Genomic DNA, 11361 nt, shown 5'->3' with positions numbered 1-11361 from the left:
CCGATCGGGCTCCGAGCCCGGGCCGGGGTCGCAGTGGTGACGTTGGCGAGCTCCGCCGGTGGTGATAATGGCGGTATGGCTGCCGAACCTGGTCCGACCACAGTGGCCGAGCACGCGCTCCTGCGGCGCGGGACGTGGGTGATCTGCCCGCTCGTCGGTGCGCTGCTGCTGCTCCTGCTCCGGCTGGCCTCGGGGTGGGTCGCCGGGTTGTCGTGGGCGCCGTTCCAGGGCGTGTTCGAGCTGGCCGCTTCGGTGGCGGATCCGTGGGGCACCATCGGCGCCGTCGCGATCGGCGCGTTCATCGGCTTCGGGTTCGCCGGGTTGTTCGCGAAGGAGCGGCTGACCGTGACCGTGGCCCCGGAGCGGCTCACGCTGGGGATCGGCGACACCGAGCAGCACCTCGACCGCGCCGAGGTCGACGCCGTCTTCGTCGACGGCAAGGACTTCGTGGTGCTGGACGCCGCTGGCGCCGAACTCATCCGCAGGCGGTCCGAACTGGACCGCAAGGAGCTGCGGAAGGCCTTCGCCGGCCACGGCTACCCGTGGCGCGACGGAGATCCGCACGAGTACAAGCTGTGGGACGACGACAGCTCCGAGCTGCCGCTGCGGATCAACGCGCTGCTGGCCGATCGCGAGCGCGCGCTGCGCAAGCGCGACCACAAGGAAGCCGCGCTGCTGCGCGCGGAACTCGCCGAGCGCGGCATCGTGGTGCGCGACTCGCAGCGCCGCCAGTACTGGCGATCGGTCGCGTCGTCCTAGCCGCTCACGCCTGCTGGAGGGTGAAGCGGTTGCCCTCGCTGTCCAGGAAGGTCGACCACCAGCCCCACGGCTGCTGCACCGGCGGCTCCGGGAACTCCACGCCCTTGGCCGACAGCTCCTCGTAGGTGCGCTGGACGTCGTCGGCGTAGAGGAAGAAGGTGGCGGTCGGGACCCCGTCGCCGTGGTCCCGGAAGACCGCCCGGTCGGACTCGCTCGCGCTCAGGATCAGCACGGAGCTGCCGTTGGGCGCGGTCACCTCCACCCAGCGGGCGCCCTGGTCGTCGTAGGCGGCGTCGGTGGTCAGCGCGAAACCGACCGTCTCCGTCCAGAACCTCTTCGCGCGCTCCTGGTCGCGCACCGGGACGACGGCCTTGCTGATGCCCTGGATGGCCATGGCCATTCCGCCTCTCCGCGTTTTTCAGTGGTAGTTGCGTTCGGAGTTGATCTCGCGTTTTGCGGGTTCTTGTGGCTGGGTTGCGTCACGGTCCCCTGAGGTGCTGTGGAGCAGGACTTGCACGAGGGGCACCAAGACACATCATCCACGAGCCGGGCGAGCCGGGTCGTGCGGCAGTGCCGTCGGGCCCCGGGTGTGAGAATCGAGGGGTGGACGGTGTTGTCTGGAACCTCGCGCTGGTGCTGCTGTTCGTGCTGTTCGGCGGGTACTTCGCGGCGGCCGAGATCGCTCTGGTGTCGTTGCGCGACAGCCAGGTGCGCAGGCTCGCCGGGCACGACCGGCGCGGCGCCCGCGTGGCCAAGCTGCGGGCGGACTCCAACCGGTTCCTCTCCGCGGTCCAGATCGGCGTCACCTTCGCCGGGTTCTTCGCCTCCAGCTACGGCGGCGCGACCATCGCGGTGCGGCTGGAACCGGTGCTGCAGGGCTGGGGGCTGCCGATCGGGCTGGCCGCCTCGGTCGCGCTGATCGTGGTGACGCTGTTCGTGTCGTACCTGTCGCTGGTGCTCGGCGAGCTGGTGCCCAAGCGCCTCGCGCTGCAGAAGTCCGAGGCGGTCTCGCTCGTCACCGCCGGTGTGCTGGACCGGCTGGCGAGCCTGTCCCGGCCGGTGATCTGGCTGCTGTCGAAGTCGACCAACGCGGTGGTGCGGCTGCTGGGCATCGATCCCCGCGCGCACGAGGAGCCGGTCAGCGAGGAGGAGCTGCGCGACATGGTGCGCACCAGCGAGCAGCTGACCGTCGAGGAGCGCAGGCTGCTCAGCGACGCGTTCCGGGCCACCGACCGGGTGCTCGCCGAGGTGATGGTGCCGCGCACCGAGGTCGACTTCCTGCACCTCACGACGACGGTGGCCGACGCGATCGAGGAGGTGGCGGGCAAACCGCACTCCCGGTACCCGGTCATCCGCGACACCGCCGACGACGTCGTCGGGTTCATCCACGTCCGCGACCTGCTGACCAGGACGCACCGCGAGGACGTGCGCACCATCGGCGAGCTGACCCGGCCGGTGACCGCGCTGCCCGCGAGCAAACCGGTGCTGGGCGCGCTGTCGCAGATGCGGCGCAGCGGCGGGCACCTGGCGGTGGTGGTCGACGAGTACGGCGGGACGGCGGGCATCGTGACCGTCGAGGACCTGGTGGAGGAGGTCGTCGGCGAGATCTGGGACGAGTACGACCCGAGCGCGGCGCCCGTGCGGCCCAAGAGCGACGGCAGCCTGGAGGTCGACGGACTGCTGCACCGCAGCGATTTCGAGCAGCAGACCGGCGTCGTGCTGCCGGACGGTCCGTTCGACACGGTGGCGGGCTACGTGGTCAGCCGCCTCGGCCGGGTCCCGGTGGAGGGCGATTCGCTGGACGCGCTCGGCCACCGCTTCACCGTCCGGGCGATGGACGGCCACCGGGTGTCCCGCATCCTGGTCACCGGACTCGGCGACCAGCCCTGAGGACTCGACGACCAGCCCTGATCCGCCGGCGCCCGCGGACGGATCCGCCGTCGGGATGACGGACATGCGCGATTTCAATGGAAATCAGGTCCACGATTTCAATGGAACTTGCGCACCCCGTCGGTGCGTCGGGACCCGACACGCCGACGGCGCGTGCGGATCTACGCGATTTCAATGGAAATCAGACGTCCAATTTCCATTGAAATCGCATGACACAACGGCGACGGCCCCTCCGACCGCGGTGGCCGGAGGGGCCGGAAGCTTCCGCCGGGTCAGGACAGCAGCAGGAACAGGGCTCCCACCACGATCCCGATGACCACCACGACCGCTGCGGTGATCATGACCGCGCGCATCTTCGGGCGGTCGTCGCGCACCTCGCTCTGGGCCCGCTCCCGCCACTGCATGAAGGTGGTGCCTTCGCCCTCGCTCACCGTCGACTCCTCGGGTCCGTCGTCACTTGCCGAGCGGTCCCCCGCAACCGCGCACGGCTCCACCTTGTCACACCGCCTCGCCGCTCAGGCGCACCACGTGCTCCGCCCAGTGGGCGAGCAGGTCCTCGTCGTGGCTGATCGCCAGCACCCCGGTCCCGCGCTCGCGCACCTGCCGGTCCACGACCTGCACCAACGCCGCCGTGGTGGAGGCGTCGAGCATGGCGGTCATCTCGTCGCAGATCAGGTACCGGGGCCGCAGCGCCAGCGCGCGCGCCAGGCACGCCCGCTGCAGCTGGCCGTCGCTGACCTCGTGCGGGCGGCGCGAGAGCAGCTCCGCGGTGAGCCCGACCTCCTCGGCCAGCTCGTCCACGTCACCGGTCGTCCCGGTGGCCCGCAGCGGCTCGGCGACGACCTCGCGCAGCGTGAACCGCGGATCCACGGCGGGCCGCGGGTGCTGGAAGACGATGCCGATGGCGGCGCGCTGCGCCTTCGGAGTGGCGTGCCGGAAGCCGCCGACGGGCGCGCCGTCGACCGAGACCTGCCCGGACCACGGCTCGTGCAGCAGGCTGAGCACCCTGGCCAGGGTCGACTTGCCGCAGCCGCTGGGACCGGCCAGGCCGACCACGACGCCGGTGGGCAGTTCCAGGTCGACGCCGTCGAGCACCGGTTCGCCGCGCCGGTACCCGGCGACGACGCCGCTCGCGCTCAGCACGGCGGGTGCGCGGCGACCCAGCGGCCGCCGTGGTCGATCAGCTCCGGATCACCCGTGCACGGCGCGAAACCGGGCACGTCCGGGCAACGTTGGCAGAACACGCAACCCCATTCCCGTTCGATGCGGACCAGTTCGGTCAGGGCGGGCGGGTGGCCGGGGATCGGCCGGAACCCGCCGTCGGGCAGTGCCGCGAGCAGCCCCGCGGTGTAGGGGTGCCAGGGCTCGGCCAGCACTTCGGCGGCCGGCCCGGCCTCCACGATGCGGCTGGCGTACATCACCGCGATGTCGGTGGCGACCCGCCGGGCCGCCGCCAGGTCGTGGGTGATCATCAGCACCGCGCGGTCCTCGGTGGCGGTTTCGGCGAGCAGGTCGACGGTGCGGTGCACCAGCGGCCGGTCGAGCCCGGTGGTCGGCTCGTCGGCCAGCACGATCTGCGGGTTCCCGGCCAGCGCCAGGGCGAGCGCGACCCGCTGGGCCATGCCGCCGGACAGCTCGTGCGGGTACCGGTCGAGGGCGGCGGGATCCAGCCCGACGCGTTCGGCGAGCGCGTCGGCATCGGCCGGTCCGTCGAGGGCCCGGATGGTCTCGACGAGCTGGCTGCGCGCGGTGCGCACCGGGGTCAGGTGGGTGCCCGCCGACTGCGGCACCAACCCGACCATCCGCCCGCGGACCTGCCCGGCCAGCACCGGTTCGGGCGCGGACAGCAGCTCGATCCCGTCGCGCAGCAACGCCTTCCCGCGCACTTCGGCGTTGCCGGGCAGCAGCCCGAGCAGCGCCGAGGCCAGCACGGACTTGCCGCAGCCGGATTCGCCGACCAGCGCCAGCACCCGGCCGGGCCGCAGCTGCAGCGTCGCGTCGGTCACGGCGCGCACCTCGGCTTGGCGCCCCAGCAGGAACCGCACGGACAACCGCTCCAGTTCGAGCAGCGGCTCACTCATCCGACGACCTCCGAACTCGTGCCCGTTCCCCGGTCGTTCGGTGCTGTGTGCGCAATTTCAATGGAAATCGGACGTCTGATTTCCATTGAAATCGCGTGGATCCCGACGCATCGTCGGCGTGTCGGGCGCACGACGCACCGACTGGTCGTGCAAGTTCCATTGAAATCGAGGGCCTGATTTCCATTGAAATTGCGTAGTCCCGACGCGGCGAGGCACCGCCGGGCACGGAGGGCCGTTGACCGCACTGTGCGGGTTCCGCGTGGTCCGGGCGTTTTCGCGGTCACAGGGCCAGCTCCGATCGGCGTCGGGGCACGACGCGGTCGCGCCAGGTCGCCGCCAGGCCGGACACCGCCAGGGTGGTAGCCACCAGCAGCAGCGACGGGAAGAGCACGATCCACCAGGCGCCCAGCAGGACGGCTTCGCGGCCGTCGCCGAGGATGTTGCCGATGCTGGCCAGGTGCGGCGGCAGGCCGAGGCCCAGGAAGCTCAGCGCGGTCTCGTGCCACACCGCGTGCGGCACCAGCAGCACCGCCGACAGCGCCGCCTGCGGCACGATCGCCGGCAGCAGGTGCCGCACCAGGATCCGCCACCTCGACGAGCCGCCCGCGATCGCCGCGTCGACGTACGGGCGGCTGCGCAGCGACAGCACCTCGGAGCGCACGATGCGCGCCACCGTCGTCCAGTGCGTCAGCGCGATCGACAGGATCACCGCGCCCAGGCTGCCCCGGTACAGCGCGACGATCACGATGCCCAGCAGCAGGTGCGGCACCGAGTTCACGGTGTCCACCACGCGCATCAGCAGCCGGTCCGGCCAGCCGCCGAGCGCTCCCGCGACCGCACCCACCAGCGAACCGAGCACAGTGGACACCAGCGCGCTGAACCCGGCCACCAGCAAGGAGATCCGCAGGCCGGTCAGCGACTGCACGAACAGGTCCCGGCCGCCGGAGTCGGTGCCGAACGGGTGCGCGAGGCTCGGTGCGAGCCGGATCGAGTCGTAGCGCACCGACTCGCTGCCGAACAGCACCGGCACCGCGAACGCGCCCAGCACGAGCACCGCGAACGCCACCAGCGAACCCCAGAACCGGGCCCGCGGGTGCGCCCGGGTGGTGCGGGAGCGACCGGCCGGCCGCCACGTGGTCTCAGCCATCGGCGGCCACCCTCGGGTCGAGCAGGATCGCGGCGATGTCGGCGAGCAGCGAGCCGAGCAGCACCGCCGCGGTCGCCACCAGCGTCAGGATCGCCAGCAGCGGGTAGTCGACCGCGGTCGCCGAGGTGACCACCGCCGCGGCCAGTCCTGGCCAGGAGAAGACCTCCTCGACCAGCACCGCGCCGGTGACCAGCTCCGGGATCCGCGCGCCGATGAGCGTCACGAACGGCAGCAGCGCGGTCGGCAGCGCGTGCCGCAGCACCACCACCCGCTCGGCGAGCCCGCGCGCCCGCGCACCGGTCACGTGGTCCTCGGACAGCGAGGTCAGCATCGACTGCCGGACGTGCAGCACCAGCCACGGCGACTGCGAGATGCCCAGCACCAGCGCGGGCAGCACCAGGTGCTCGGTGACCTGGCCGAAGGAGACGGCCTGGCCCGCATCGGTCAGTCCCGCCACCGGCAGCCAGCCCAGCCCCAGCGAGAACACCGCGATGGACAGCAGCGCCAGCACGAATGGCGGCACGCCCTCCAGCGCGTGGCCGATGGCGGTGACGAACCGGTCGACCCAGCCGCCCTGCCGCCACGCCGCGACCGTGCCCAGCACCAGCGCGAGCACCACCGCGAACGCCAGGCCGGTCGCGGCCAGCAGGAGCGTCCACGGCAGGCGTTCGGCGACGACCTGCGCGACGGGCTGCCGGAACGACCGCGACACCCCGAGGTCCCCGCCGAGCACGCCGCTCAGCCAGTTCCAGAACTGCACGAGCACGGGATCGTCGAGCCCGAGCTCGGCGCGCACCCGCGCGACGTCGGCCGCCGATGCGCCGAAGATCTCCACGCCGTAGTACTGGTAGACCGGGTCGAACGGCGAGGCCGCGGCGAGCAGGAACACCCCGAGCGCCACGATCACCAGCACCGGCACCGCGAACCCGATCCGCCGCAGCACCAGGCGGCCGATCGCACCGCTCATCCCTGCGGTTTCCAGGCCTCGACGTTCCACCACGGGCCCCAGGTGGTGCCGTGCGTGTGCGGCTCGACCGGCGGCTGGTAGCCGGTCCACCCGCCGTCGCGCATCACGTAGCTGTGGTCGATGAAGGCCAGGTACACCAGGCCGGGATCGGCGACGTAGGCGCGCTGGGCCTGCCGGTAGAGCTCCGCGCGCTTGGCCGGGTCGAGCTCCTGGCGGGCGCCGTCGAGCGCGGCGTCCACCTCGGCGTTGCGGTACTGGCCCGGGTTGTTGTAGGTCCCGGTGCCGATCACCGACGAGTGCAGGCTGTTGTAGACCTGCGGGTCGGGGTCGATCGGGTTGCCGCCGCCCAGCACGATGCCCTCGTTCGCGATCCGCGCGGCGACCGCGGAGCGGTCCACCCCGGCGAGGTCGACCTGGATGCCGACCGCCCTGGCGTCGGAGGCGAACGCGGTGGCCAGGTCCTTGCGCAGGCTGTCGTCGGCGAAGTACATCACGGTGAACCTGGCGGGCACGCCGCCGCGCTCGCGGATGCCGTCCGCGCCCGGTCGCCAGCCGGCCTCGTCGAGCAGCTTCTTCGCCTGCTCCGGGTCGAAGGCGAAGCTGGCGGCGGGCTCGAAGTTGGCGCCCATCGACTCCGGCACCGGCGCGTAGGCGGGCTTGCCGTGGCCGCCCAGCAGCGCCTTGATCATCCCCTCCCGGTTCACCGCGAGGTTCAGCGCCTTCCGCACCGCGGGGTCACCGGCGGCCGGGTGCGTGTTGGGCAGCGCGATGCTGCGGAAGTCGGCGGTGTTGTGGTGCACCGTGCGGTAGCCGTCGCGGCCGACGCTCTCGGCGAGCACCGGCGGCAGCACCGTGCCGTCGAACTCGCCGGAGGCCAGGCGCTGGGCGCGGGTGTTGTCGTCCTTGGCGAAGACCACGGTGATCTTGCCGATCGCCGGGGCGCCGCCCCAGTAGTCGGCGTTGCCCTCCCAGGTCATCTGATCGCCCTGCCGCCACTCGACCAGCTTGTACGGGCCGGTGCCGACGGGCTTGGTGTTGAGCTCGGAGCTCTCCTGCGGCTGCGGCGCGGCCAGCTTCTCGTTCGGCACGATGCCCAGCACCAGCTTCGACGGCCAGGCCGAGTACGGGATCTTCAGGTCGAACCGCACGGTGTGCGGGTCGAGCGCGCGCACCTCGGCGAGCATGTCGTAGTCGGAGCTGATGGTGGAGGCGTAGGCGGGATCGATCGCCGCCTTGTAGGTGGCCACCACGTCCTCGGCGTCGAACGGCGTCCCGTCGTGGAAGCGCACGCCCTCGCGCAGCTTCACCGTCCAGGTCTTGGCGTCCGGGGAGGACTGCGGGGCCTCGGCGGCCAGCGCGGGCCGCAGCTCGGTGCGGCCGTCGAAGGCCAGCAGGCCGTCGTAGAACTTCGCCGCGCCTTCCGCTCCGTAGCCCAGCAGCGGGTTCAGGCTCTCCGGCTCGAAGCCGTCGGCGAGCAGCATGGAACCGGGATCGGCGGACCCCGGCGAGGTCGGCGCGGCGCACCCGGCACCGAGCAGGGTCAACGCGACTGGAACGGCGATGAGCAAGCCACGACGATTGAGCACGCCTGAACTCTAAGCACTGCTGCAAATGTTTCTCAATAATGGTGACCTTCCTCGCCGGGAGCTCCGGCCCGGCCCTCAGCGGGAGATCCAGACCAAGGGGATGTTTCGGCAGCCGATGGTCCGTGAGCACTTTGTGCTGCCATGACCTCACAAAGTGCTCACGGAGCACTCACGCCACCGGGTCGGGCATGCGGTCGAGGCGGTACTCGCAGGAGATGGTGGCGCCGGTCTTCGGGTCGCCGAGCTCCACCCGCCAGGAACCGGCGAACTGGTCGACCGCCGAGTCCATCGGGATGGTGCCCGACAGCAGCACGGTGCCCGGCCGCAGCAGGCCGCGCTCCCGCAGGTCGTCGAGCCAGTACTGGGGCGAGAGCAGCTCCGCCAGGGTGCCCCGCTGGATCTGCTCGCCGCCCGCCCACGCGGTCAGGGTGAGCTCGTCGACGCGGTCGGCGACGTCGACCAGCCGCCACGCCTGGCGCCCCAGCACGTCCGGCCCGGCCTGCTTGCTCCACGCGACGCCGTGCACCTCCAGCGCCCGGTCGGTGTGGTCGCAGGCGACCGTGAGCAGCACGTCGCGCTCCTCCGGCCCGGCGATGACCAGCGCCCACTCCGCTTCTCCGGAGGTGCGGTCGTGCTGCACCGGGACCTCGTCCGGCTGCATCGCCAGGTACGGCGCGACCGGGTACAGGCACGGCGTGCTGGTCGGCGCGGGCACGCCGAGTTCGGCGAGCTCGGCGACGTGCGCGGCCACGTCCTCCTGGCTGCGACCGGCGTAGCCGCCGTTGAGCAGCGTCGTCACCGACACCTCGACCACTTCACCGTTGACATCGAAACGCAGTGGAAACACAATCCCCTCCAAGGCGGCATACCGGTTGTATACATTTAGTATCACAGCCACCCGCACCTCGGCGCGGCAAGCCGACGACCTGGTACGACAAGGACCTCGATGACTCAAGCCATCCCCGCCACCACGCGGCCACCCCGCAAGGATCTGATCAAGGCGTTCGTCGCGTCGCTGAGCGGAACCTCCCTCGAGTGGTACGACTTCGCCGCCTACTCGGTGGCCTCGGCGCTGGTGTTCGGCCAGCTGTTCTTCCCCAGCCACGATCCGCTCTCGGGCACGCTGCTGGCGTTCTCGACCTACGCCGTCGGCTACGTCTCCCGGCCGCTGGGCGGCTTCGTCTTCGGCCGGCTCGGCGACGTGCTGGGCCGCAAGCAAGTCCTGGTCATCACGCTGCTGGTCACCGGCATCTCGACGTTCCTGATCGGACTGCTGCCCACGCACGGCCAGGTCGGGGCGCTCGGCGCGGTGCTGCTGGTGATCCTGCGGTTCGCGCAGGGCGTGGGCATCGGCGGCGAGTGGGGCGGCGCGGTGCTGCTGTCCAGCGAGTTCGGCAGCGAGAAGCACCGCGGTTTCTGGGCGTCGGCGGCGCAGATCGGCCCGCCCGCGGGCAACCTGATGGCCAACGGCGTGCTCGCGGTGCTGGCCGCGACGCTCACCCAGGAGCAGTTCATGTCCTGGGGCTGGCGGGTGGCGTTCCTGCTCTCGGCCGTGCTCGTGCTGTTCGGCATGTGGATCCGGGTGAAGCTGGAGGAGACCCCGGTCTTCAAGGAGCTGCAGGCCAAGGGCGAGCAGGCCGGTGCGCCGGTGCGCGAGGTCTTCACCCGCGAGCCGCGGGCGCTGGTCTCGGCGATCCTCTCCCGCGTCGGCCCGGACGTGCTCTACGCGCTGTTCACGGTCTTCGTGCTCACCTACGCGACGCAGCAGCTGGGCATGCCCAAGAGCTGGGCGGTCACCGGTGTGATGCTCGGCTCCACGCTGCAGCTCGTGCTGATGCCGCTGGCCGGCGCGCTGTCCGACCGGATCGGGCGCCGCCGGATCTACGCGGTGGGCGCGATCGGCGCGGGCGTGTGGCCGTTCGTGTTCTTCCCGATGGTCCAGGGCGGTTCGGCGACGCTGCTGATCATCGGCGTGATCGTCGGCCTGGTGTGGCACGCACTCATGTACGGCCCGCAGGCGGCCTTCGTCTCCGAGCAGTTCAGCCCGGCGCTGCGCTCCACCGGGTCGTCGCTGGCCTACACGCTGGCGGGCGTCATCGGCGGCGCGCTGGCACCGCTGCTGTTCACCGCGCTGTTCGCCCGCTTCGGCACCTGGATCGCCCCGGCGGCGTACCTGGTGGCGACGTGCGTGGTGACGCTGATCGGTCTCGCCCTGGGCCGCCGCGACGCGCAGTGAAGTGCCCGTGAGCGTTCCGGGGCGCCAGGGCACCCCGGAACGCTCACGGCTCAGCCCTCGATGAGAACTTGCTGGGTGGCCGAGAGATGGCTGGTGATCGCCGCTTCGGCGGCTTCCGAGTCGCCCGCGACGAGCGCGTCGACGATCGCCTCGTGCTCGACCAGCACCGCCTTGCGGCGGTCGCCGTGGGCGAACAGCGCCACGATGCCTGCGCGGATCTGCCGGGCGCGCAGCCCGTCGTAGGTCTTGCTCAGCATGTCGTTGCCGACCGCCCGGACCAGCGCCGAGTGGAACCGGTGGTCGCGGTCGATGAACGCGCGGGCCTCGTCCGCACCGGCGAGGCCGCGCTGGGCGTCGAGCTCGGCGCGCATCTCGGCCACCGGAACCGCCTCGAGCTCGATGGCGCGCCGCGCCGCGTAGCACTCGATCATGGTGCGGATCTCGAACAGCTCGCGGATCTCGCGCCCGCCGACCGGCGCGATGTAGGCCCCGCGCTTGGGCACCAGCTGCACCAGCTCCTCGGCGGCGAGCAGCAGCAGGGCCTCCCGGATCGGCGTGCGGGACACCCCGATCTCGTCGGCCAGGGCCTGTTCGTTGACGAACTGCCCCTGCATCGACGGGTCGCTGAGGACGGTGTCCTTGAGGTGGTCGTAGGCGAGTTCGCGTCCGGACGGCAACGAGTACCCCTTCTTGCA

The 11361-nt window shown here is 71.6% G+C and carries 12 protein-coding genes; 3 read left to right on the top strand and 9 right to left on the bottom strand.

All coding sequences use genetic code 11. The features are described 5' to 3' along the window. Positions 1–75: 75 nt before the first annotated feature. The gene (locus tag ATL45_RS22200) at positions 76–759 is read left to right on the top strand and encodes a YqeB family protein (protein WP_143121567.1); all 684 of its coding nucleotides are present in this window, start codon (positions 76–78) and stop codon (positions 757–759) included. Between the two features lie 4 nt (positions 760–763). Here the strand turns inward: ATL45_RS22200 and ATL45_RS22195 are convergent, their stop codons facing one another. Then, positions 764–1153, bottom strand: a complete 390-nt coding sequence (locus tag ATL45_RS22195) for a glyoxalase superfamily protein (protein WP_093149638.1) — start codon at positions 1151–1153, stop codon at positions 764–766. A gap of 209 nt (positions 1154–1362) precedes the next feature. Here ATL45_RS22195 and ATL45_RS22190 point away from each other — a divergent pair, with 209 nt between their 5' ends. Then, complete coding sequence (locus ATL45_RS22190; protein WP_093147957.1) at positions 1363–2649, top strand: hemolysin family protein; 1287 nt, start codon at positions 1363–1365, stop codon at positions 2647–2649. Between the two features lie 272 nt (positions 2650–2921). Here ATL45_RS22190 and ATL45_RS38990 read toward each other — a convergent pair whose 3' ends face one another. From ATL45_RS38990 to ATL45_RS22160, 7 genes are all read right to left on the bottom strand, one after another. Continuing rightward, complete coding sequence (locus ATL45_RS38990) at positions 2922–3080, bottom strand: hypothetical protein (RefSeq protein ID WP_170210310.1); 159 nt, start codon at positions 3078–3080, stop codon at positions 2922–2924. Between the two features lie 67 nt (positions 3081–3147). Beyond that, on the bottom strand, positions 3148–3792 hold the full coding sequence (locus ATL45_RS22185; protein WP_093147955.1) for an ABC transporter ATP-binding protein: 645 nt from the start codon (positions 3790–3792) through the stop codon (positions 3148–3150). Beyond that, on the bottom strand, positions 3786–4730 hold the full coding sequence (locus ATL45_RS22180) for an ABC transporter ATP-binding protein (RefSeq protein ID WP_093147952.1): 945 nt from the start codon (positions 4728–4730) through the stop codon (positions 3786–3788). Before ATL45_RS22180 ends, ATL45_RS22185 begins: the two co-directional genes overlap by 7 nt. Before the next feature lie 280 nt (positions 4731–5010). Beyond that, the gene (locus ATL45_RS22175) at positions 5011–5877 is read right to left on the bottom strand and encodes an ABC transporter permease (RefSeq protein ID WP_246025484.1); all 867 of its coding nucleotides are present in this window, start codon (positions 5875–5877) and stop codon (positions 5011–5013) included. Next, a complete protein-coding gene (locus tag ATL45_RS22170) occupies positions 5870–6844 on the bottom strand; it encodes an ABC transporter permease (RefSeq protein WP_093147950.1) in 975 nt (324 codons plus the stop codon). The genes ATL45_RS22175 and ATL45_RS22170 overlap by 8 nt, the downstream gene beginning before the upstream one ends. Further along, a complete protein-coding gene (locus ATL45_RS22165) occupies positions 6841–8430 on the bottom strand; it encodes an ABC transporter substrate-binding protein (protein ID WP_093147948.1) in 1590 nt (529 codons plus the stop codon). Before ATL45_RS22165 ends, ATL45_RS22170 begins: the two co-directional genes overlap by 4 nt. A gap of 169 nt (positions 8431–8599) precedes the next feature. Beyond that, positions 8600–9277 carry a DUF2848 domain-containing protein gene (locus ATL45_RS22160; RefSeq protein WP_093147945.1) on the bottom strand — a complete coding sequence of 226 codons (678 nt, stop codon included), beginning with the start codon at positions 9275–9277 and terminating at the stop codon, positions 8600–8602. 99 nt (positions 9278–9376) lie between these two features. Here ATL45_RS22160 and ATL45_RS22155 point away from each other — a divergent pair, with 99 nt between their 5' ends. After that, positions 9377–10666: an MFS transporter gene (locus ATL45_RS22155; protein WP_093147942.1), complete on the top strand. Its 1290-nt coding sequence runs from the start codon at positions 9377–9379 to the stop codon at positions 10664–10666. 50 nt (positions 10667–10716) lie between these two features. Here the strand turns inward: ATL45_RS22155 and ATL45_RS22150 are convergent, their stop codons facing one another. Beyond that, entirely contained in the window at positions 10717–11343 is a 627-nt protein-coding gene (locus ATL45_RS22150) for a GntR family transcriptional regulator (protein ID WP_177241921.1), read from the bottom strand. Positions 11344–11361: the final 18 nt, after the last annotated feature.

The organism is Saccharopolyspora antimicrobica (assembly GCF_003635025.1).
GTDB lineage: Bacteria > Actinomycetota > Actinomycetes > Mycobacteriales > Pseudonocardiaceae > Saccharopolyspora > Saccharopolyspora antimicrobica.
This window is presented reverse-complemented; position numbering and strand designations above follow the sequence as displayed.

Coding starts and splice junctions, on each gene's coding strand:
- ATL45_RS22200 (WP_143121567.1), top strand. CDS start 76: ATGGCTGCCGAACCTGGTCCGACCACAGTGGCCGAGCACGCGCTCCTG.
- ATL45_RS22195 (WP_093149638.1), bottom strand. CDS start 1,153: ATGGCCATCCAGGGCATCAGCAAGGCCGTCGTCCCGGTGCGCGACCAG.
- ATL45_RS22170 (WP_093147950.1), bottom strand. CDS start 6,844: ATGAGCGGTGCGATCGGCCGCCTGGTGCTGCGGCGGATCGGGTTCGCG.
- ATL45_RS22175 (WP_246025484.1), bottom strand. CDS start 5,877: ATGGCTGAGACCACGTGGCGGCCGGCCGGTCGCTCCCGCACCACCCGG.
- ATL45_RS22155 (WP_093147942.1), top strand. CDS start 9,377: ATGACTCAAGCCATCCCCGCCACCACGCGGCCACCCCGCAAGGATCTG.
- ATL45_RS22180 (WP_093147952.1), bottom strand. CDS start 4,730: ATGAGTGAGCCGCTGCTCGAACTGGAGCGGTTGTCCGTGCGGTTCCTG.